The sequence below is a fragment of the Synechococcus sp. LTW-G genome (genome assembly GCF_054459035.1).
Genome location: NZ_JBTKYW010000001.1, coordinates 611,563 through 631,646, shown reverse-complemented (window position 1 = coordinate 631,646; position 20,084 = coordinate 611,563). Strand labels below are relative to the sequence as shown.

The window sequence follows — 20,084 nt, the reverse complement described above, 5'->3', positions numbered from 1 at the left end:
CAGCCCATGACCCGCTCAGGCTGGCGTTTTTGGATCGATCGGGGCGGCACCTTCACCGATGTGGTGGCCAGCAGGCCGGATGGGGAGCTGGAGGTGTTCAAGGTGCTCTCGGAGCAACCCGACCATCCGGGGGATCCGGCGGTTCGGGTCATTCGTCAGTGCCTGGGACTGGGGACGGAGCAGCACGTCATTCCTCCGGGGCTCGTGGCCGAGGTGCGGCTGGGGACCACGGTGGCCACGAATGCTTTTTTGGAGCGCGGCGGTGCACGCACCCTGTTGCTGATCAACCGGGGATTCGCTGATCTGCTGACGATTGGAGATCAACACCGGCCTGATCTCTTCGCCTTGGCCATTCGCCGTCCGCAGCCGTTGCAGGGCCGGGTGATTGAGGTTCAGGGCCGCCTGGCGGCCGATGGCCAGGAGCTTGAGCCCCTGCTGTTGGATGAGGAACTGCGGGCTGCCGTTCAGGCGGCGAAGGAGGACGGCTACAGCAGTGTTGCCGTGGCCCTGCTGCACAGCACCACCAATGGGAGCCATGAGCAGCAACTTGGCTCCTGGTTGGAGCCATTCGGCTTTGAGCAGATCGCCCTCTCCCATCAGGTCAGTCCCCTGCCGCGCCTGGTGCCGCGGGGGCAGACCACGGTGCTTGAGGCGTCCGTAGGTCCGGTGCTGCAGGGCTATCTGCAGCAGGTGCAAGAGGCCCTGGGCCGCCATGTGCCGCTGCGGGTAATGCAGTCCAGTGGTGTCTTGGCTGCCCCAGCAGCGCTGCGCGCCAAGGACACGATCCTGTCGGGGCCGGCCGGGGGGCTCGTCGGTGCGGTGCGCACGGCGGCGGAGGCGGGCTTTGGCCGCATCGTCGGTTTTGACATGGGCGGGACGTCGACCGACGTTTGCTACTGCGATGGGCCCTGGCCCCGCTTGGAGCAGGTGGAGCTCGAGGGGCTGCCGATTCAGGCGCCGATGCTGGCGATTCACACCGTGGCCGCCGGCGGTGGATCGCGACTGCAGTTCGATGGTGTGCGCCTGCGGGTCGGTCCCGAGTCGGCGGGGGCGGACCCCGGTCCGGCTTGCTATCGCCGCGGTGGGCCCCTGACCGTCACCGACGCCAACCTGTTGCTCGGGCGGCTGCAGAGTGAGCAGTTCCCCGCGGTCTTTGGTCCCAAGGCTGATCAACCGCTGGATGGGCGTGTTGTGCGGTCGCAGTTCGAAGCCCTTGGCGAGCGCTTGGGCTGCTCCGCCGAGGCGGCGGCCGAAGGGGCTCTGGATTTGGCCTTGGAGCGGATGGCGGAGGCGATTCGCCGCATCTCGATCCAGCAGGGCCATGACGTACGTGAAGCCGTGCTCTGCTGCTTCGGTGGGGCTGGCGGCCAACACGCCTGTGCCCTGGCAGAGCGGCTGGGGATGCAGCAGGTGCTCCTGCATCCCTTCGCTGGGGTGCTGTCGGCCTACGGCATTGGCCTAGCGGATGAGGGGCAGGTGTGGGAAAAGTCCTGGGGGCGTCCGCTCTCAGCAGGAGGCTTGGCTGCACTGGAGGCGATCACCGCTGAACGGATCCGTGCCGTCCCCGCGTCTCCCCAGCTGCAGCGGACCCTGCAGTTGCGCTTACCAGGCCGGGACCAGTGCCTAGCGGTGCCTTGGCCCCAGCCCTGCCCGGGCCCTGAGCGGCTGCGGCAGCAGTTCATCGCCCAGTTCCAGCAGCGCTACGGCTACCTCCCCAGCGGCGATCGGCCCGAGATCGTCGTCGATCGCCTCAGCCTGGAGTTCAGCTGGCCTGGTGCCATGGCTCTCCCCCGCTCCAGCTATGCCGTCGCAGCCGAGCCTCAAGGGCCCGGGAGCATCTCGGTCTTCCTGGAGGGGGCCTGGAGGTCCGCCGCCCTCTGGCAGCGCGCCCAGATCGCCCCGGGTAAGTGCATTGAGGGTCCTGCCTTGATCTGTGAGGCCACAGGCACCAACCTGCTGCCCGCGTCCTGGCGTGCTCGCTGCCTGCCTGGGGGCGAATTGCTCTTGAGCCGCGGTGCAGCGGCTGGTCTTCAGTCCAGCAAGGCCCAGACCACTGATCCTGACCCGGTCAATTTGGAGTTGTTCGGCCATCGCTTCATGGCGATTGCTGAGCAGATGGGCACCCGTCTGCAGCAGACCAGCGTCTCGGTGAACATCAAAGAGCGCCTGGATTTCTCCTGTGCCCTCTTTGACGGGCGGGGACGTCTGGTGGCCAATGCGCCGCACATCCCCGTTCACCTGGGCTCCATGGGGGAGAGCGTGCTGGCCCTGATGCGGGCCGTTGAGCAGGGGGAGCTCGAGCCCCTGCAGCCCGGGGATGCGGTCGTCTCCAACAACCCGTTCAATGGCGGCACTCATCTGCCGGACCTCACGTTGATCACGCCCCTGTTTTCCCCCTCAGGCGGTGATCAGCCCGTGGCCTTCGTCGCCTCCCGCGGCCACCACGCCGATGTGGGAGGGATCACGCCTGGATCCATGCCATCCAGTAGTCGTTCGATTGCGGAGGAGGGACTGTTGTTCGACAACGTCCCGCTGGTGCGGGGCGGTCGGCTGCTGGAGCAGACCTGGCGGGAGCGGCTGGCCCAGGGGCCCTGGCCGGCCCGCAACCCCGATCAACTGCTGGCGGATTTGCAGGCGCAACTGGCGGCCAATGACCTCGGGGTTCAGCGTCTGCTGGCCTTGATGGAGGCGGTGGGTGAGGCGCGGGTGCTGGCCTACATGGGTCACGTCCAGGATCAGGCGGCCGCTGCGGTGCGCCAGGTCCTCAGCCGACTGTCCGATGGCGCGGCGCGGGTTCCGCTGGATGCTGGCCCGGAGATCGTCGTGCGCCTGTCGGTGGATCGTCAGCAGCGCCGCGCTCGGATTGATTTCAGCGGGACCTCCGCTCAGATCGCGGGCAATCTCAACGCCCCCTTGGCGATCACCAAGGCTGTGGTGCTCTATGTCTTCCGCTGCCTAGTGCAGGAGCCGATTCCCCTCAATGCCGGCTGTTTTGATCCTTTGGAACTGGTGGTGCCGGAAGGCTGTCTGTTGAACCCCCGGCCCCCAGCCGCCGTGGTGGCGGGGAACGTTGAGACCTCCCAAGCGGTGGCCAATGCCCTGTTTGCCGCGGTGGGGGCGCTGGCGGCCTCCCAGGGGACGATGAATAACTTGAGCTTTGGCAATTCCCATTGCCAGTACTACGAGACGGTGTGCGGCGGAACCGGAGCTGGCGAGGGGTTTGCGGGTGCCGATGCGGTGCAGAGCCACATGACCAACTCCCGCCTGACGGATCCAGAAATTCTGGAGCAGCGCTTACCGGTGCGGCTTGAGCAGTTTGCGATTCGCGCCGGCAGCGGGGGCATCGGCCGCTGGCCCGGTGGCCATGGCGTGGTGCGGACCCTGACGGCCCTGGAGCCCTTGACGGCCTCCCTGCTCAGCGGCAGTCGCCTGGTGCCCCCCTTCGGTCTGGCCGGTGCCGGCGCTGGGGCCTGCGGTCAAAACAGCCTGCGGCGGGCCGGCTCTGCGCAGCTGGAGCCCTTGCCGGGTTCTGCGCTGGTGGAGCTGCAGCCTGGCGATCAACTCCAGATGGCGACCCCCGGTGGCGGCGGCTATGGAGCAATGGAGCCATGAGACGACACTCTCCCTTCGCCATGGCTGTGGCCTGCCTCGCCCTGGCCTTCCCCAACGCGGCCGGGGCGAACCTCTTGCAGGAGCGCAGTCAACGTTTCCATCCCGTTGAGTCCTCCGCCGGAGTCGTGGCAGCCCAGGAGGCCCAGGCCGCGGCGGTGGGTGCTGAGATCCTGCGCCGGGGCGGTAATGCCGTCGATGCGGCCGTCGCGACGTCCTTTGCCCTGGCGGTGACCCTGCCCCAAGCGGGCAATTTGGGCGGCGGCGGCTTCCTGTTGCTCTGGCTGCCCAAGCGGGGGCCGATTCGCACCTGTGCGGCGGCGGCCCGGGGACCGGAGCTTCCCCAGGCCATCAGCCTGGGCCGAGGTGAGGCCGTGGCCCTGAACTTCCGCGAGAAGGCTCCGCTGGCGGCGCGGGCGGATCTGTTTTTGAACCCCGACGGCACGGTGAATCGCCAGCGGGCCCTGCGCAGCCTCCTGAGCACGGGGGTCCCCGGCACGGTGGCTGGCTTGACCCAGGTGCAACGCCGCTATGGCTGCCTCTCCCTCGCCCAGGTGATGCAGCCGGCGATTGACCTGGCTGAACAGGGTGTTCTGGTGGGCCCCGAGTTGAGTGACTCCCTCCAGGCGGCGGCGCCGTTGCTGAAGGCTGATCCCACGAGCCGTTCCCAGTTCTTCAAGCCCGATGGGGCCCCCTACCTGAGCGGCGAGCGCCTGAAGCAACCGCTGCTGGCGCGCAGTCTGCGCTGCATTGCGAAGCAGGGCGCCCGTTGCTTCTACAGCGGTCCCTTGGCCGAGAACCTGGTCGCTTTGATGCAGGCCCAGGGCGGTTTGATCAGCCTGGAGGATCTCAAGCGCTATCAAGCCCCCTGGATGCGTCCGCTGCAGGGGGAACTCCGGGGCTATCCCGTGCTGACGATGCCCCCTCCCAGCGGGGGCGGGGCCACCCTGCTGCAACTGCTCAAGGTCCTGGAGCCGCTGCAGCTTCAGCGCAGCGGTCTGAACAGCGCCGCGACGATTCATCGGATGGTGGAGGCCATGAACCTGGCCTACCGGGACCGCAACCGACTCCTGGGCGATCCGGACCAGGTGGCGATGCCGCTGGATCGTCTCCTCAGTGATCGCTATGCCGATGCCCAACGGCGACAGATTCGGCTCGATCGTCACCGCCCTGCCGCTGAGCTGGAAGCCGAGGTACTGCCGGCCCAGGGCGGCACCAATACGACCCACCTCTCTGTGGTGGACCGCGATGGCGGGTTGGTGAGTACCACCACCACCTTGAACACGGCCTACGGCAATGGCATCAGCGTTCCTGGCGCCGGGTTCCTACTCAACAACGAGATGGACGACTTCACGGCCAAGCCCGGAGCGCCCAATGCCTACGGCCTGCGCCAGGGCAGCCAGAACGCCATCGCCCCAGAACGCCGTCCCCTCAGCTCGATGACCCCGACCCTGGTGTTCCACGCCGATGGCAGGCCCCTGCTGGCCACGGGCAGCCCAGGCGGAAGCCGGATCATCACCACAGTTCTGCAGGTGCTGCTGAACCGGTTGGTGCATGGCCTCAACCTGGCCTCAGCGGTGGCAGAGACCCGGATCCACAGCCAACTCTGGCCTGATCAAATCAGCACTGAGCAGGGGTTGAGTCCCGACACCTGGCGGCTGCTGGAGCAGCAGGGCCATCAACTCCAGCTGCGTCCAGCGATGGGGTCAGCGAACTCCGTGGAAGTCCGCTACGACGCCGAGAGACTCCTTGGCAGTTGGGGTGTGGCTGACCCGCGTCGACCGGATGCCGCGGCAGTGCCGGAGCATCCCTAGACGCGCAGCATCGACGGCAGCCAGTTCACCAGGGGCGGGAAGCAAACGATCAGCAGCAAGACCGCGAGTTGAACGCCGATGAAGGGCCAGGCACCGCGGTAGATCGACTGGGTGCTGACCTCTTCGGGGGCCACCCCCCGCAGGAAGAACAGGGCAAAGCCGAAGGGGGGCGAGAGGAACGAGGTCTGCAGGTTCGCGCCGATCAGCACCCCAAACCAGAGCAGGGCCTCCGGTCCCAGCAACTGCCGCGCGCTGGGCAGCAGCAAGGGCAAGACGATGAACGCGATCTCAAAGAAGTCGATGAAGAAGCCCAGGGCAAAGATCACGGCCATGCTCACCAGCAAAAAGCCCGCCTTGCCCCCCGGCAGGTTGAGCAGCAGATCGCTGATCAGCTGATCGCCGCCCACGCCGCGGAAGACCAGGCTGAAGGCGGTGGATCCCAGCAGAATCGCCATCACCATCGCGGTGGTGCGCAGGGTGTCGTCGCAGACCTGATTGAGGCCGCGGCGATTCAGTCCCCCCTCCACGGCCGCCAGGGCCATGGCTCCGATCGCCCCAATTGCTCCAGCTTCAGTGGGGGTGGCCAGGCCAAAAAAGATGCTGCCCAGCACCAGCAGGATCAAGCCCAGGGGCGGCAGCAGCACCTTCAACAGTGCCCCGCCGCTCGGCTGGCTGGAGCCGGCCTCGGCGGTAAGGGCTGGCGCTAGCTCGGGCTTCAGGCTGCTGATGACCAGGACGTAGAGCGCGAAGCCCGCGGTCATCAGCACCCCGGGGATCAGCGATCCCAGAAACAGGTCACCAACGGAGATCCCCAGCTGGTCTGCGAGGACCACCAGCACGATGCTTGGCGGAATGATCTGGCCCAGGGTGCCGGACGCCGCAATGACTCCCGTGGCCAGGGAACGGTCGTAGCCCGCCCGCAGCATCACCGGCAGGGAGATCAGTCCCATGGTGGTGACCGTGGCGGCGACGACACCGGTGGTTGCCGCGAGGAGCGCCCCCACCAGCACCACCGCCAGGGCCAGGCCGCCGCGGACTCCCCGCAGCAGTTGGCCCATGGCCACAAGCAATCGTTCGGCGATGCCCGAGCGCTCGAGCATGGCCCCCATGAACACGAAGGCTGGAATCGCCAGCAACGTGAAGTTGCTCATGATCCCGAAGATCCGCTGGGGCAGCGCCGTCAGGAACTGGGGTTCAATCACCCCAACGGCCATCCCCAACAGGGCGAAGAGCACCGAGATGCCGCCCAGGCCGAAGGCCACCGGGTAGCCGCTCAGTAGCGCCAGCACCAGGGCGATGAACATCGCGGGCCCCAGCACCTCGCCGGGGAAAAAGGTGATGACGTAGCCGAAGGCCTCCAGTTCCATCAGCGCTCACGCCCCAGGCGCAGCGCCTGGGCCAGCCCCTGCAGCGCCAACAAGCCAAAGCCCAGGGGGATCAAGCTTTTGATCCAGTAGCGCGGCAGGCCGTTGGGATCCGGCGATTGCTCCCAGATCTGCCAGGACTGCAGGGCGGGCAGTAGCGAGACCAGGAGCACCATGACCGAGAAGGGCAGCAGCAGCAGCAACGTCCCGCCGAGTTCAATCCGCCGTTGTTTGCGGGCTGACCAGCGGCTGTGGAGCACATCCACGCGGACATGGCCATTGCGCTGGAGCGTGTAGCCCAGCCCCAGCAGAAAGGCGATGGAGAACAGGGCCCACTGGGCCTCGATCAGGGCGTTGGAGCTCAGGCTCAGTCCCAGGGCCAGGCCGAGGTAGCGCCCGACCACATTCCAGGCCCCGACCACCAACATCAGCAGGATGGACCAGCGACAAATCCAGGCGGCAGCTTGGTTCAGTCGATCGATCTGATCAGGCCAGTCCAAGCGCGCCATCAGCGGGGTTGGCCGTAGCTGAAGCTGGCGTAGGAGAGCTGATTCACCCGGTTCCAGGCCCAGATCTGCTCACGGAAGGTCTGCCAGCCGGCGTAGAGGGTTTTGAAATCCTGGTTCGTCCGCGCCGTGTCGGCGTAAAGCTGGTCGCTGGCTTCGCGGGCTGCCGTCAGGATCGCTTCGTCGTAGGCACGCAATTGGGTCCCGCCTGTCATCAGGCGCTGCAGGGCCTGACCGTTGAGGCTGTCGTAGCGGCTCAGCATCGAGAGGTTCGCTTCGTAGCAGGCCGTGCTGAACATCGCCTGATAGTCCGCCGGAAGGGCGCGCCAGGCCCGCTGGTTCACCAGGGCCGCGAGGGTCGGACCTGGTTCCCACCAGCCTGGGTAGTAGTAGAAGCGGGCTGCCCGGGGGAGGCCGAGCTTCTCGTCGTCGTAGGGGCCGGTCCACTCCGCCGCATCGATGGCGCCTCGATCGAGGGCCAGGTAGATCTCGCCGCCGGGTAGGACCTGAACGTTCACCCCGAGGGAGGCCATGACCTTGCCCCCCAGGCCGGGGATGCGCATCTTTAGGCCCCGCAGGGACTGGAGTCCCTCCAGTTCCCGTTTGAACCAGCCGCCCATTTGGGCTCCGGTGTTCCCCGCCGGGAAGCTGATCACACCGAAATCGGCGTAGAGGCGATTGATGGCCTCATTGCCGCCACCCTCATAGAGCCAGGCGTTCTGCTGCTGCGCCGTCAGGCCAAAGGGCACGGAGGTGCCGAAGGCCAGCGCGGGGTTCTTGCCGACGTAGTAGTAGCTGGAGGTGTGGCCGCATTCGACGGAGCCGTTTTGCACGGCGTCGAGCACTTCCAGGCCCGGCACCAGTTCCCCGGCGGCATAGGGCTCGATCTGGAAGCTGCCCTCGCTCAGTTCCGCGACCCGGCGGCTGATGGTCTGGGCGCCGCCAAAAATCGTGTCCAGGGAGTGGGGCCAGCTGGTGGCCATGCGCCAGCTCACCTGGGGCCGTGCGACCCCGGAGGTATCACCGACTTTGCGGATGCGGCAGGCACCTAGTAAGGAGGCAGCTCCCGCGGAGCCCGCCGCTGTGGCCGCAGCCCGCAGCAGGCCCCGCCGCTGCATCGTCAGGCCACCGCGGCGAAGCACTCGCGGAAGGCCGCGATGGTGGTGTCGATGTCTTCATCGGAGTGGGCCAAGGAGGTGAAGCCCGCCTCAAAGGCGCTGGGAGCCAGGTAGATGCCGCGCTCGAGCATGGCGCGGTGCACCTTGCCGAAGCGCTCTGCATCGGCGGCTTTGGCCTCTTCGAAGTTGCGCACAGGCCCCTCGCAGAGGAAGAAGCCGAACATGGCGCTCACCGAACCACCGGTGATGGGCAGACCCGCGCTGCGTGCGCCATCCATGATTCCGGCGATCAGGCGGCTGGTCATCGCTTCAAGGCGCTCGTAGCTGCCGGGTTGCTTCAGCAACTCCAGGGTCTTGATGCCAGCGGTCATGGCCAGGGGGTTTCCGCTGAGGGTGCCGGCCTGATACATCGGGCCGGCGGGGGCCACCATGCTCATGATGTCGGCGCGGCCGCCGTAGGCACCCACCGGCAGTCCGCCGCCAATGACCTTGCCCATGGTGGTCAGGTCAGGGGTGACGCCGAACTTGGCCTGGGCACCGCCGTAGCTGATGCGGAAGCCGGTCATCACTTCATCGAAGACCAGCAGGGCGCCGTTCTCCTTGGTCAATTCACGAATGCCCTCGAGGAAGCCGGGCTCTGGGGTGATGAAGCCCGCGTTGCCGACGATCGGCTCGAGGATCACACCGGCGATCTCACCGGGGTTCTCAGCAAAGAGTTGCTTGACCGCTTCCAGGTCGTTGTAAGGAGCGGTGAGGGTGCTGGCGGCGGTGGTGCGCGGCACGCCAGGGGAATCGGGCAGGCCCAGGGTGGCCACACCGGAGCCGGCCTTCACCAGGAACATGTCCGCGTGGCCGTGGTAGCAGCCTTCGAACTTGATGATCTTTTCGCGGCCGGTGAAGGCGCGCATCAGGCGCAGCACCGACATGCAGGCCTCGGTGCCGCTGTTGACGAAGCGCACCATCTCCACGGAGGGGACGGCATCGATCACCATCTCGGCCAGCTGGTTCTCGAGGGCGCAGGGGGCGCCGAAGCTCGTGCCTTTCTCCAGGGCGTCGTGCAGCGCGCTGATCACCTCAGGGTGGGCATGGCCGCAGATGGCAGGACCCCAGCTGCCGATGTAGTCGATGTAGCGGTTGCCATCGACGTCCCAGGCATAGGCCCCTTTGACGCGGTCAAAGACGATCGGCTGGCCGCCCACCGAACGGAACGCGCGCACGGGTGAACTGACGCCGCCGGGCATCAGCTTCTGGGCGGCACTGAAGAGTTCCTGGGAACGGGTGGTGTTGTGCACAGGTGCCGAGACAGGAGCCGAGGTCAAAACGGAATCCGCAGACTGGATTGGGGCTCGAGACCCCAAATGGGCCTTAAGCGTCGCCCATCCTTACGCAATCACCGCCCAAGCGGTCGAGACCGTGCCAGCTCGTTAAGGTCGTTGGGCGTCCCCACAATCGCTGTGAATCCAGACTGGGGCTTGGTTGAGCGCCGATTGAAGGCCCTGCTGCCGGCGCGCTCGGTGGTGGCCAAGCGTCAGGAGTTGCTGGCCTACGACTGCGATGGTTTGACGCTGCATCGCCATCAACCGCCCTTGGTGGTTTTGCCGGAGACCACCGCTGAGGTGGCGGCGGTGGTGCGCCTTTGCAACGAGCTTCAGGTTCCGTTCATCGCCCGAGGCAGCGGCACGGGCCTCTCGGGCGGGGCCTTGGCGGAGCAGCCCGCGCTGGTCATCGCCACCAGCCGCATGCGCCGGGTGATTGCCATTGATCTCCCCAATGAGCGCATCACCGTGGAGCCCGGGGTGATCAACAGCTGGGTGACGCGGGCGGTCGCCGGCGATGGCTTCTATTACGCCCCCGACCCCTCCAGCCAGGTGGCCTGCAGCATCGGCGGGAACGTGGCGGAGAACTCCGGCGGGGTGCACTGCCTGAAGTACGGCGTGACGAGCAACCACGTCCTTTCGATGGAGGTGGTCCTCCCCGATGGCAGCGTGACGACCCTGGGTTCGGGCATGGCGGAGACCCCCGAGCTGGACCTGCGTGGGGTGTTCATCGGTAGTGAGGGAACCCTGGGGATTGCGACGGCCATCACCCTGCGCCTGTTGCGGCAACCGGCCTGCGTGGCGGTGCTGTTGGCGGACTTCGCCTCGATGGAGGCGGCGGGAGAGGCCGTGCGTCTGGTGACCGCCGCTGGGGTCCTGCCGGCGGGCATGGAAATCATGGATCGCCGCTGCATCCATGCGGTCAATGACTTCTTCGGCGTGGATGAGTACCCCCGCGAGGCCGCAGCTGTTCTGTTGGTGGAACTCGACGGGCACCCCCTGGAGGTGCAGGAGTCGGTGCAGATGGCCGCGGAGCTCTGCCGGGAGGCAGGAGCCGGTGGGGTCCGTGAGGCCTGGAGTCAGGAAGAGCGCGATCGCCTTTGGAAGGGCCGCAAGAGTGCGATTTCAGCCCTGGGCCGCCAATTCCCTAACTACTACCTGCAGGACGGGGTGGTGCCGCGGACTGCCCTGCCGCGGGTCTTGGCGGCGATTGAACGATTAAGTGAGGAGCACGGTCTGGCGGTGGCCAACGTCTTCCACGCCGGTGATGGCAACCTCCACCCCTTGATCCTGTATCGCGCCGATGAGCCCGGCGTGAACGAGCGGGTCACGGCCTTGGGGGCAGCCATCTTGAAGCTCTGCCTCGATGCCGGCGGCAGCATCAGTGGTGAACACGGGGTGGGCAGCGACAAGCGCTGCTACATGGACTGGATGTTCAGTCCCGATGACCTCGAGACGATGCAACTGGTGCGGCGGGCCTTTGATCCAGACGGCCTGGCTAACCCCGGCAAGATCTTCCCCACCCCAAAGAGCTGCGGAGAATCGGCCCGTCGCTGGGTGGAGCTAAGGGAGGAAGGCCAGCGCCTACCCGAGGGGGTCGAGCTCTACTAGGGCCAGCTGTCCTCGTCTTCGTCCTCTTCCGGCGGCCAGGCCAGGTTCACCACCACCGGGGCATGGTCACTGGGTTGGACATTGCCGCGGGGCTGTTTGTCGATGACGCAGCCGGTGGCGCAGCCCAGGAGCTCCTCTGAGAGATAGATGTGGTCGATGCGCCAGCCCAGGTCCCGGTCCCAGGCCCCGCTGCGGTAGTCCCACCAGCTCCAGTGCCCACTGCCCGGTTCAAAGACACGAAAGACATCGGTGAGGCGATCAGCGAGGGCGGCGCGCAGGGCTGTGCGCTCTGGATCGCTGGCCATGATCGTGCCGCTGAGGCGTTGCGGGTCCGGTAGATCCCGGTCCTCCAGACCGATGTTGAAGTCCCCCACCATGCAGAGCGGATCCCCTTGCTCCTCCTGCACCGCCAGGTAGCGCTGCAGGCAGGCCAGCCACTCAAGCTTGTAGGGGTATTTCTCGCTCTTCAGGGAGCTGCCATTGGGGACGTAGAGGTTCAGGACCCTCACCCCATCGAGCATTCCGCTGATCACCCGTTTTTGTTCGCTGAGCGGCCCCGCGTCCGGGAGCAGGGCGTCGAAGCCCACCTGGACGTCCTCCAGCGGCTCTCGGCTGATCAAGGCGACGCCGTTGTAGGCCTTCTGTCCGCTGATGGCGCAGTGGTAGCCGATCTGCTCAAAGGCCTGAAGCGGGAACAGGTCGTCGCTGACCTTGGTCTCCTGCAGGCAGAGCACATCCGGTTCATGGGTCTGCAGCCAGGCCAACACTTGATCCAGGCGGGTCCGCACGGAATTGACGTTCCAGCTGGCGATGCGCATCGATGGGAGGTGGCTTGGGGCTGCTCCTAGCATTCCCGCCAAGCTGTTCGATCGAAGTGCCATGTACCGGGGACTCACCGCGGCCTTGATCGCGGCCGCCGCAGTGCTGCCCCTCGCGGCTCGCGCCCAGTCCGGCAACACGAACCTTGCTCCCGAGCCGAGCGTTTTTGATCAGGGCCCCGGTGGCACCAGTCGGAAGGGCGGGTCGCTGCTGGACAGCACCAATCCGATCGACCTGATGAACAAGCTGCGGCGCAGCTCGGCGATGGATGACGCCACCGACCCCGGCGACGCCATTGACGCGGCACTGCGTCAGCTCGACAGCCAGGCGGCTCCCCCTAGCTCTGGGGCTTCTTCTCCGCTGGTGACGGCTCCCTAGCGCTCTTTTTGTTCTCCCTGAGGCTGTCGAGTCCCCAGCTGGCGGCGACGCGATCCAGGCGTGGGTCTTTCTTTTCCGGTTGCCTGGCCTGGGCGTCCGCCAGGGCCTGACCAGCTCCCGCGAGGTCGCCTTGGTCCTGCTTCACCAATGCGATGGCCAAGAGCGGCCTGGGGTCCCGCGGGAAGTCCTTGGCCAGCTGTCCATAGAGGGCCAGGGCGTCGGCGGTTTTCCCTTGGCGCTGGCGCAGGTCACCCAGCAGTAGGCCAAGACCCAGCTTTTGTGGCTGGGGGGTGGGTTTACTGCTGGCCTCCAGCAGGGTCTTGAGCTGGGCCTCGGCTTCGGCGCCGCGCCCCTGCTCCAGTTGGATCAGGGTGAGCAGTTGCAGCGCTTCAATCCGATCGGGCTTGAGATTGAGGATCTGGCGTAACTCCCGCTCAGCCCCGGGGCGGTCGTTGTTGTCTCGGCGGAGCTCCGCCAGCAGCAGACGAAGCTGCCAGTTCTGAGGCTGCTGATCGGCCAGGCGCTCCAGTACGAGGCTGGCCTCCTGGGATTGACCTTGCTGAATCAACAGATCGATGAGCCGCTGCTGATCCGCGTTGCTGGCGGATCCGTCGCCGAGGCGGGCTTGCAGCAGGGCAATTTGGCGCTCATTGCTGCCCTCGGGGCTGCCCTGGGCTTTGAGGGCTTGGTGCTGACCCAGCAGCCAGCCGCCGGTGAGTGACACCGTCACCAGCCCCGATGCCACCAGGGCGATGAGCACGCCATCGCGCTGGTTGGTGCGGCCGCGTGCCGGCATCGAGGAACCTGCAAGTGGGCCTCAGTCTGGGCCCTTTTTGCAAGCTCGGTACATTGTCCAGCGGGCGATGGATTTCACGAGCGCCCAGAGGGTTTCAGCCACGATGCGTCAACACCCCATTTCCCCGGTCACAGAACCGATGCAGTACCGCGCCATCGGCGTGGTGCGGGGGACTTACGTGCCGGCTGATGCAGATCAGCTCACCCGTGGAGTGATCCAGACCGAGGACGGCTCAGAGATTGATGCCGTTGTCCTTGGACGCGTGCTGACGCTGATGCGTCGTCACTTGGACCTGAGCAAGCCCCACCTCTGGGTGGCCTATCCCCGTTTCCGCGATCCTGATCAGCTCCATCTCCAGCTGGTGGGGGTCTGGGAACCCAGCACCCTCTCCCCCGAGGAGAGTGCCGATGAGGGGGATGACCTGCCCGAAGGCGATGGTTATTTCTCGGTGCGCGGCGAGCTGATCTACACCCGTCCAGAGGACGGTGATCTGGTCGTCAAGATTCGTCAGCAGCCCAGGCCTGACGGTCGCCGCCCGACCCCGTTCAAGCTTCAGCTGAAGGGCCAGGTGGATCCCGCCCATCTGCGCCACTTCGTTTCATTGGATCTGCGCCGCGAGGGTCAAACCCTGCAGGTTGAGAACCACGAAGTCATTGCTCCTGTGCCCCAACGGGCCGGCCGCGGTCGCGGCGGTCCCCGCGGTGCTCGCCGCTAGGTGCGTCTGGCCAGCTCCGATCAGGGATCAACGGCGGCGTTGCGGGCCGGTGTTGCTGTGGCGGGGATCAGTGTTGTCTCGGTTGTGGGCCCTGTACTGGGCCTCTCCCCCTGGCTGATTGCCGGAGCGGCCGGTGGGGCACTGACGGCCCTGACGCTGGATGCAGCTCGCTTCGGTGGCCTCGGCGGACATCTGCTGGCGGAGGCCCTGCCCTTTGGTTTGGGTCGCGCCCGGCTGCGGCGCATTGCGGTGCATGAGGCCGGACACCTGCTGCTGGCCGCAGAGAACCAGTTGCCGGTGAAGCAGGTTCTGGTGGGCAGCCGCGCCTGTTTGCGCCATGGTTTGCGCGTGAACGGCAGCACCGAATTGGAACCTCCCGCCCAGGTGAAGATGCCGCTGGAGGATCTGCGGCGTTGGAGCCGGGTGCTTCTGGCGGGGATGGTGGCGGAGGTGGTCGAGTACGGCGGCTCCCGCGGCGGCGCCGATGACCGGGCTCTGCTGGGACGGCTCTGGGGCCTCTCCGGACACGATGTGATGACGGCGCAAAACGAGCAGCGTCGTGCCCGCCGCGAGGTGCAGCAGTGGCTGGAGCAGCACCGCGAGCAGCTTCAGGCCAGCGCGGAGCAGCTTCTGCAGGAGGCCTGATGGGATCCCTGGCGGTGGTGGATTGCCCGACGGGATTGGCCGGGAACATGCTCCTGGCGGCCCTGTTCGACTGCGGACTGCCTGAGGAGGTGGTCCACCAACCCCTGGCGGCCTTGGGTTTGGCTGGGCTCTATCGCCTGCAGCTAGAGGAGCGCCGCAGCGCAGGACTGCGTGGCTTGCATCTGGAGGTGGAGCTGCTGGAGCGGCAGCCCCCCCATCGCCACTGGGCGAGCCTCAAAGAGCAGATTCAGGCAGCCGATTGGCCGCCGGCACTCCGTGAGTCGGTGTTGAGGGCCTTTGGGGTGCTGGCGGAGGCGGAAGGCGCTGTCCATGGCCACCCGCCCGAGCAGGTGCATTTCCATGAGGTGGGGGCCCTGGATGCCCTGGTGGATGTGGTCGGCGTCTGCGCTGGCTTGCAGCACTTCGGGGTTGAGCGCCTGATCTGCAGTCCTCCACCCGCTGGCCATGGCCAGGTCAAGAGTGCCCACGGCCTGCTGCCGGTGCCGGTGCCCGCGGTGCTGGAGCTGGCCACGCGCCATGGGGTTCCGCTCGCCACGAGTGCGGGTTTTCCTGCAGCGGAATTGACGACGCCGACGGGATTGGCCCTGATGGTGGCCTGGGCAGAGTGCTTCGCGCCGGCGCCGTCCCTGCGTCCGAGCCGGCTGGGGATCGGGTTGGGCACGCGCGAGTTGGATCGCCCGAATCAGTTGCGCCTGCTCCTGGCTGAGGCGGATGTCCCCGCTAGCAGCGCGCCCGAGTTGCAGACCGTTGTGCAGCAGCAGGCCCAGATCGACGATGCCACCCCGGAGGATGTGGCCTTCCTCCAGGAGGCCCTGCGGGAGGCCGGGGCGTTGGAGGTCTTTGCCCAGCCGGTCGTGATGAAGAAGGGACGCGCGGGCAGCTTGATCACAGCTTTGGCCTGGCCGGAGCAGGCGGAGGCCCTGCGGGCGATCTGGTGGCGCTATGGCAGCAGCCTGGGGGTGCGTGAGCAGCAGCAGCAGCGCTGGGCCCTGCCTCGGCAGATCGAGCAGCGGCAGACGCCCTGGGGGCCCGTGCGCTTCAAGCGCTCCATCCGCCCCGATGGCAGCGTGCTCTGCAAGCCGGAACTGGAGGACTTGATTCCCTTGGCGCAGCAGCGGCAGCTGCCCCTGGATCAGCTGCGCGCAGAGTTGCTCCGCTGGTTGGAGGAGCAGCCGTGATCCAGCGGCTGAGGGGGCTCTCTCTGCCTGGGGGCGCCCGGCTTTGGGTGAGTGCAGCGAGCTTTGCATTTGTTCTGACGGCCGTGGTCTCCCACGGCAGCCAGCTCTTGCAGCTCAGCCTGGATCGTCAGTCCTGGCTCTGGCTCGCCTTGGGCCTCGGGCTGAGTGCCTTGAGCCTGGTGGTCAATGGCTTGGCGTGGGGAGTGGTGCTGCGCTGGTTCGGTGCGGCACCGCGCTGGACGCCTGTGCTGCTGCTCTTCCTCGAGTCGAATCTGCGCAAGTACCTGCCCGGTGGGGTGTGGCACCTGGTCACGCGAGTTCGGGCCCTGCGCGCTGGTGGACCCTGCCGCCAACCCCTGAGTGGTCGGCAGGCCCTGGGGACCGTCCTGCTGGATCCGCTCTTGATGGCAGCGGCGGCCTTGGCCCTGGTGGCCCTGGGGGGAGGGCTCGGGCTGTTGGGTCTGCTGCCTTTGCTAGCCCTGGTGCCGCGTTGGTTAAACCCTCTGCTGGAGCGTCTGGAGCGCCGCCGCGCCCAAGCCCTTGAGGTTGATCCCGCTGGCCTGACCCCAGGGAGCCTGCGCTTGCCGGGCTATCCCTGGCTGCCCCTGCTGGCGGAGTTGGTCTTTGTTCTCTGCCGCTTCGGAGGCTTCGCCTGCTGCGTTCAAGCCTTTGACCTGAGCGTTCAACTGAGCTGGTGGGGCTGGTTGTCCGGGTTCGCCCTGGCCTGGACGGCTGGACTGGTGGTGCCTGCTGCCCCTGGGGGGCTGGGGGTGTTTGAGGCGGTGTTGGTGCTGCGCCTGGCGGTGTCGGTTCCCGAGGCTCCCCTGCTGGCGGTGGCCCTGAGCTACAGGCTCGTGGTCTCCCTGGCGGATTGTCTGATGGCCGCCGCTGCCCGCCGGGACCTGGCGGCGCTTCGCAACAGTGGGTATTGTTGAGAAGTGCCCTGAGAGAGCGTCTTGCCCGCTGGTCCCGTCTCCCCGGTGCAGGCCGATGCCTTACGCAGCTCGCTGCATGACCGCGGCCAGCGTCTGACGCCCCAGCGGCAACGGGTCTTGGCCCTGTTTGAGCGCCTGGGCGAGGGGAGTCATCTCAGTGCCGAGGAGGTGCATCAGCGCCTGCTGAAGGCGGACGAGCGAGTCTCCCTGGCCACGGTGTATCGCACCTTGCGGCTACTGAGCTCGATGGAGCTGCTCTGCGAATTGGAGCTGCCAGAAGGGGGCCGGCGCTTTGAGCTGGCCAGTGATGAGGCGCACCGGGACCACCACCACTTGGTCTGTGCCCGCTGCGGACACACCGAGGAGTTTGAAAGTGAAGCGGTGCTCCAGGCCGGCGGTGAAGCCGCGGCTCTACACGGCTTTCAGCTGCTCAACTGCGTCCTGAACGTGCGGGCGCTTTGTCCCGCTTGTTCCCAGCAGGAGGACGAGGTTTGATCAGCGGCGGTTGACCCGGACCGGCACGAGCGACGGTTGCATCAAACCGCCGCCGCCGCTGTCATCGTCCGAGTCGGTGGCGAGCCAGAAAATCAGACCGACGAGCCCCAGAACCGTTGTGAGTGCAGTGAACTCGGCCATCCGGGGGATGCGGTTCGACACACCATAACGGCGTTTTTCGCTTCTGCTGTCGCGGATGCTGCAGCTCAGAGGGGTGCAATCGCCAGCAGGCCGCCGGCCAGAACCAGTAGCCCGGCCCCGAGGCTGGCCAGCTTGCGGTCAAACCGCTGGCTCAGCCAGGCGCTGCCGCCCACCACCGCAGCGGAGCTCAGCAGGGCGCCAATCCACCAGAAGGAGCTGCCACTGGACTCCAGGCCATGGAGCATGGCGTGCAGGGCGACGGCCCCGCCAACGGCGAGGGCCAGAATCGAACGACCGCAGTGACCGCGCAGCACCAGAACAAGCACGGCAGCAACAGCCGAGATCGCTAGTGCTGCCAGCACTTCAGCCCCGGGCAGTTGCCCGCCAAAGCTGCCCACGATCGAACCCAGAAGCGCGCCAGCAACGGCAGTGGTCAGCAACGGGCGCCCGGCCTGGGCAACACAGAGACCGACGGTCACCAGCATCAGCAGGTGATCCAGTCCGAGCAGGGGGTGCAGGGCGCCACCCATGACGCCATGGTCTGCGCTGCCATGGGCACCGGCCGGGAGCATGGAGAGCAGGCTCAGTCCCAGTCCAGCTGCCGTGCTGGTCAGCAGCGATCGGGTCAGTTTCGAGTTCATGGCAGATCCGGTCCGCGCCGGTGCTGAGGTTGGGGGGGGTGAGGGCGGCGAGCGTTCTGACTGAGGAGCGGGCGCTCCCATCACAGCTGCGGGACAGTGCCGGAATCACACCGGACTTTCCTCGTTGCCTTCCTGGGCTGGGTCCAGGAAACCGCTGCTCGGATTATCGCTTCAGGAGAAGCCCTTGCCGGCATCTTTGGCGACGCAGGCCTGAAGTTGCTTGCGGATCTTGGCGTGGTCGAGGTTTTTGCCGATCACGACCAATTGGTTTTTGCGGTCGCTGGGCTGGCTCCACTCGCTGTCGTCGATGGAGAAACGCTTGCCGGCCAGGTGGAAGACGTGGCGCTTGCTGCTCTCGTTGAACCAGAGGATTCCCTTGGCCCGGAAGACCCCCGCAGGCAGCTGGTTGTCGAGGAAGTTCTGAAACTTCCGCAGGGAAAAGGGACCCTCGGCATTGAAGGAGAGGGACGTGAATCCCTCGATGGCGAGGTGATCCGCGTGGGAATGGTCGTGGGAGTGCCCGTGGTCGTGGCTGTGATCGTGTGCATGACCGTGGTCGTGCTCGCAGTGCCCGTGGTCGTGATCGCAGTTGCTGTGGTCGTGGTGGTCGTGGGAATGATCGTGGTCGTGCTCATGGATGCAGTGACCGTGGTCGTGGTCGCAGTCGTCGTGGTTTTGCTGCGCAGCCACCTTGTCGCTTTCGAAGAGGCCCACGCTGAGCAGCAGCGGCAGATTGACCTCCCCTTTGACCGAGCGCAGGATCCGCGCATCGGTTTTGATCTCCCGCAGCTTGTCTTCCACCGCAGTGAGGCGCTCCTCGCTCACGAGGTCGCACTTGTTCAGCAGAAGGATGTCCCCGTAGACCACCTGGGCCCGGGCCACCTCCCCATCGAGGATCTCGTCGCTGAAGTTCTCAGCATCGACCAGGGTGATGATCGAGTCGAGCCGGGTCTGATCCCTTAGATCGCTGCCGAGGAAGGTCATGGCCACCGGCAGCGGGTCAGCAAGTCCAGTGGTCTCCACCACCAGATAGTCGACCGGATCTGGGCGATCGAGGATCCGGTAGACGGCGTCCAGCAGCTCCCCATTGATGGAGCAGCAGATGCAGCCATTGCTGAGTTCGACCATGTCCTCGCCGGTGGCGATGATCAGGTCGTTGTCGATGCCGATCTCTCCAAACTCGTTGACCAGCACAGCGGTTTTGACGCCCTGCTGGTTGCTGAGGATGTGGTTGAGCAGCGTGGTTTTTCCTGCGCCAAGGAAGCCCGTGAGGATGGTCACGGGAAGCCCGCTAGGGGCCTGTTCCATCAGGCTGCTGCTCATGGTGAAGGCGCTTGCTGCGGCTGGGATCGGTCCCCTCAGTCTGGGACGTGGCCTGCAGCTTTAGACGCTGCTCAAGCCACAGGCCTTCAGATAGGTCTGGTCGATGGTTTGGCTTTCGGCTGAGCTGGTGAGGTCCTTGTAGGTCTTGGCCGCGGCTTTGGCTCCCGCGCCATCGCCATCGGAGAGGGCATCGAGCATCGCGTTAATCACGCCGAGTTCCTGTTGCTCGAGCTTGAGGTAGGCCGCTTGGGCGCTTTTGCAGGGGCCATCCTTGAGATCGGCCTGAATGCTCTGCAGAGCGTCGGTGTAGCTCGTGGCGGTCGCCCGGGTCTGTTTGATCAGGGCCTCATGGTCGTGGTCATCTTCAGGATCAAAGCGATCGGGAGACAGCTCGATCGCGGCCAGGAGATGGCCTTCCAGGGCGGTGATGGCTCCCTCGTTGTAGGCATAGACCTCTTTTTGTGGGCCGCTCATTGCCGTTGGGTCTGCGCTGGGCGATTGGCAGGCGGCGAGGGCGAGTAGGCCGCTGGCGAGTGCCGCGGCATGGACGGCTGAGCGACGTGGGAAGGACATCGGCTCTCGAGAGGGTTGGGAGTTGGTTTCAGGCTGATCAGGAATGGCCAACACGGCAACGGGCCAACCCTTAACCTGAGATTGAG

Annotated in this window: 19 protein-coding genes and 1 riboswitch; of the genes, 9 read left to right on the top strand and 10 right to left on the bottom strand. The window is 66.3% G+C overall.

The features are described from left to right. Positions 1-6: 6 nt before the first annotated feature. Entirely contained in the window at positions 7-3,612 is a 3,606-nt protein-coding gene (locus tag ACXIQ9_RS03540) for a hydantoinase B/oxoprolinase family protein (protein ID WP_459015648.1), read from the top strand. After that, entirely contained in the window at positions 3,609-5,423 is a 1,815-nt protein-coding gene (gene ggt, locus ACXIQ9_RS03535) for a gamma-glutamyltransferase (protein WP_459015646.1), read from the top strand. The genes ACXIQ9_RS03540 and ggt overlap by 4 nt, the downstream gene beginning before the upstream one ends. Here ggt and ACXIQ9_RS03530 read toward each other — a convergent pair. Genes ACXIQ9_RS03530 through hemL form a run of 4 tightly spaced genes read right to left on the bottom strand, consistent with a single transcriptional unit; the run spans position 5,420 to position 9,652 of the window. After that, positions 5,420-6,790 (bottom strand): TRAP transporter large permease, encoded by a 1,371-nt coding sequence (locus ACXIQ9_RS03530; protein ID WP_459015644.1) that lies wholly within the window; start codon positions 6,788-6,790, stop codon positions 5,420-5,422. The two genes, ggt and ACXIQ9_RS03530, sit on opposite strands and share 4 nt — an antisense overlap. Next, complete coding sequence (locus ACXIQ9_RS03525) at positions 6,790-7,296, bottom strand: TRAP transporter small permease subunit (RefSeq protein ID WP_459015642.1); 507 nt, start codon at positions 7,294-7,296, stop codon at positions 6,790-6,792. The genes ACXIQ9_RS03530 and ACXIQ9_RS03525 overlap by 1 nt, the downstream gene beginning before the upstream one ends. Further along, on the bottom strand, positions 7,296-8,411 hold the full coding sequence (locus ACXIQ9_RS03520; protein ID WP_459015640.1) for a TRAP transporter substrate-binding protein: 1,116 nt from the start codon (positions 8,409-8,411) through the stop codon (positions 7,296-7,298). The genes ACXIQ9_RS03525 and ACXIQ9_RS03520 overlap by 1 nt, the downstream gene beginning before the upstream one ends. A 2-nt stretch (positions 8,412-8,413) precedes the next feature. Beyond that, positions 8,414-9,652 carry a glutamate-1-semialdehyde 2,1-aminomutase gene (gene hemL, locus ACXIQ9_RS03515; protein WP_232197257.1) on the bottom strand — a complete coding sequence of 413 codons (1,239 nt, stop codon included), beginning with the start codon at positions 9,650-9,652 and terminating at the stop codon, positions 8,414-8,416. A 231-nt stretch (positions 9,653-9,883) separates the two neighbouring features. On the opposite strand from hemL, the gene ACXIQ9_RS03510 reads away from it, so the two are divergent. Next, positions 9,884-11,338: an FAD-linked oxidase C-terminal domain-containing protein gene (locus tag ACXIQ9_RS03510; protein WP_459015638.1), complete on the top strand. Its 1,455-nt coding sequence runs from the start codon at positions 9,884-9,886 to the stop codon at positions 11,336-11,338. Here the strand turns inward: ACXIQ9_RS03510 and xth are convergent. Then, on the bottom strand, positions 11,335-12,156 hold the full coding sequence (gene xth / locus ACXIQ9_RS03505; protein ID WP_459015636.1) for an exodeoxyribonuclease III: 822 nt from the start codon (positions 12,154-12,156) through the stop codon (positions 11,335-11,337). The genes ACXIQ9_RS03510 and xth overlap by 4 nt on opposite strands. 61 nt (positions 12,157-12,217) lie before the next feature. On the opposite strand from xth, the gene ACXIQ9_RS03500 reads away from it, so the two are divergent. Continuing rightward, positions 12,218-12,535 carry a hypothetical protein gene (locus tag ACXIQ9_RS03500; RefSeq protein WP_010315798.1) on the top strand — a complete coding sequence of 106 codons (318 nt, stop codon included), beginning with the start codon at positions 12,218-12,220 and terminating at the stop codon, positions 12,533-12,535. On the opposite strand, the gene ACXIQ9_RS03495 is transcribed toward ACXIQ9_RS03500, so the two are convergent. Continuing rightward, entirely contained in the window at positions 12,495-13,331 is an 837-nt protein-coding gene (locus ACXIQ9_RS03495) for a tetratricopeptide repeat protein (protein ID WP_459015633.1), read from the bottom strand. The two genes, ACXIQ9_RS03500 and ACXIQ9_RS03495, sit on opposite strands and share 41 nt — an antisense overlap. 67 nt (positions 13,332-13,398) lie before the next feature. Between ACXIQ9_RS03495 and ACXIQ9_RS03490 the strand changes: the two genes are divergently transcribed. The 5 genes from ACXIQ9_RS03490 to ACXIQ9_RS03470 are packed head-to-tail and all read left to right on the top strand — an operon-like array spanning position 13,399 to position 17,320. Next, on the top strand, positions 13,399-14,046 hold the full coding sequence (locus ACXIQ9_RS03490; RefSeq protein WP_010315801.1) for a hypothetical protein: 648 nt from the start codon (positions 13,399-13,401) through the stop codon (positions 14,044-14,046). A gap of 6 nt (positions 14,047-14,052) precedes the next feature. Beyond that, positions 14,053-14,691 (top strand): hypothetical protein, encoded by a 639-nt coding sequence (locus ACXIQ9_RS03485; RefSeq protein WP_247479915.1) that lies wholly within the window; start codon positions 14,053-14,055, stop codon positions 14,689-14,691. Continuing rightward, positions 14,691-15,890 (top strand): nickel pincer cofactor biosynthesis protein LarC, encoded by a 1,200-nt coding sequence (gene larC / locus ACXIQ9_RS03480; RefSeq protein WP_424163313.1) that lies wholly within the window; start codon positions 14,691-14,693, stop codon positions 15,888-15,890. Before ACXIQ9_RS03485 ends, larC begins: the two co-directional genes overlap by 1 nt. Next, positions 15,887-16,825 carry a lysylphosphatidylglycerol synthase domain-containing protein gene (locus tag ACXIQ9_RS03475; RefSeq protein ID WP_296418310.1) on the top strand — a complete coding sequence of 313 codons (939 nt, stop codon included), beginning with the start codon at positions 15,887-15,889 and terminating at the stop codon, positions 16,823-16,825. The genes larC and ACXIQ9_RS03475 overlap by 4 nt, the downstream gene beginning before the upstream one ends. Positions 16,826-16,846: 21 nt before the next feature. Continuing rightward, positions 16,847-17,320, top strand: coding sequence for a Fur family transcriptional regulator (locus ACXIQ9_RS03470; RefSeq protein WP_459015629.1), 474 nt, complete (start codon positions 16,847-16,849; stop codon positions 17,318-17,320). Here ACXIQ9_RS03470 and ACXIQ9_RS03465 read toward each other — a convergent pair whose 3' ends face one another. From ACXIQ9_RS03465 to ACXIQ9_RS03450, 4 genes are all read right to left on the bottom strand, one after another. Next, positions 17,321-17,461 (bottom strand): hypothetical protein, encoded by a 141-nt coding sequence (locus ACXIQ9_RS03465; RefSeq protein ID WP_459015627.1) that lies wholly within the window; start codon positions 17,459-17,461, stop codon positions 17,321-17,323. Between the two features lie 65 nt (positions 17,462-17,526). After that, positions 17,527-18,102: a HupE/UreJ family protein gene (locus ACXIQ9_RS03460; protein ID WP_296420691.1), complete on the bottom strand. Its 576-nt coding sequence runs from the start codon at positions 18,100-18,102 to the stop codon at positions 17,527-17,529. A 29-nt stretch (positions 18,103-18,131) separates the two neighbouring features. Continuing rightward, positions 18,132-18,270, bottom strand: a riboswitch (cobalamin riboswitch). A 3-nt stretch (positions 18,271-18,273) separates the two neighbouring features. Beyond that, the gene (locus tag ACXIQ9_RS03455; protein ID WP_459015625.1) at positions 18,274-19,425 is read right to left on the bottom strand and encodes a CobW family GTP-binding protein; all 1,152 of its coding nucleotides are present in this window, start codon (positions 19,423-19,425) and stop codon (positions 18,274-18,276) included. Between the two features lie 60 nt (positions 19,426-19,485). After that, on the bottom strand, positions 19,486-19,998 hold the full coding sequence (locus tag ACXIQ9_RS03450) for a hypothetical protein (RefSeq protein ID WP_459015623.1): 513 nt from the start codon (positions 19,996-19,998) through the stop codon (positions 19,486-19,488). Positions 19,999-20,084 lie beyond the last annotated feature (86 nt).

Coding starts and splice junctions, on each gene's coding strand:
- ACXIQ9_RS03540 (WP_459015648.1), top strand. CDS start 7: ATGACCCGCTCAGGCTGGCGTTTTTGGATCGATCGGGGCGGCACCTTC.
- ggt (WP_459015646.1), top strand. CDS start 3,609: ATGAGACGACACTCTCCCTTCGCCATGGCTGTGGCCTGCCTCGCCCTG.
- ACXIQ9_RS03530 (WP_459015644.1), bottom strand. CDS start 6,790: ATGGAACTGGAGGCCTTCGGCTACGTCATCACCTTTTTCCCCGGCGAG.
- ACXIQ9_RS03525 (WP_459015642.1), bottom strand. CDS start 7,296: ATGGCGCGCTTGGACTGGCCTGATCAGATCGATCGACTGAACCAAGCT.
- ACXIQ9_RS03520 (WP_459015640.1), bottom strand. CDS start 8,411: ATGCAGCGGCGGGGCCTGCTGCGGGCTGCGGCCACAGCGGCGGGCTCC.
- hemL (WP_232197257.1), bottom strand. CDS start 9,652: ATGCCCGGCGGCGTCAGTTCACCCGTGCGCGCGTTCCGTTCGGTGGGC.
- xth (WP_459015636.1), bottom strand. CDS start 12,156: ATGCGCATCGCCAGCTGGAACGTCAATTCCGTGCGGACCCGCCTGGAT.
- ACXIQ9_RS03500 (WP_010315798.1), top strand. CDS start 12,218: ATGTACCGGGGACTCACCGCGGCCTTGATCGCGGCCGCCGCAGTGCTG.
- ACXIQ9_RS03495 (WP_459015633.1), bottom strand. CDS start 13,331: ATGCCGGCACGCGGCCGCACCAACCAGCGCGATGGCGTGCTCATCGCC.
- ACXIQ9_RS03490 (WP_010315801.1), top strand. CDS start 13,399: ATGGATTTCACGAGCGCCCAGAGGGTTTCAGCCACGATGCGTCAACAC.
- larC (WP_424163313.1), top strand. CDS start 14,691: ATGGGATCCCTGGCGGTGGTGGATTGCCCGACGGGATTGGCCGGGAAC.
- ACXIQ9_RS03465 (WP_459015627.1), bottom strand. CDS start 17,461: ATGGCCGAGTTCACTGCACTCACAACGGTTCTGGGGCTCGTCGGTCTG.
- ACXIQ9_RS03460 (WP_296420691.1), bottom strand. CDS start 18,102: ATGAACTCGAAACTGACCCGATCGCTGCTGACCAGCACGGCAGCTGGA.
- ACXIQ9_RS03455 (WP_459015625.1), bottom strand. CDS start 19,425: ATGAGCAGCAGCCTGATGGAACAGGCCCCTAGCGGGCTTCCCGTGACC.
- ACXIQ9_RS03450 (WP_459015623.1), bottom strand. CDS start 19,998: ATGTCCTTCCCACGTCGCTCAGCCGTCCATGCCGCGGCACTCGCCAGC.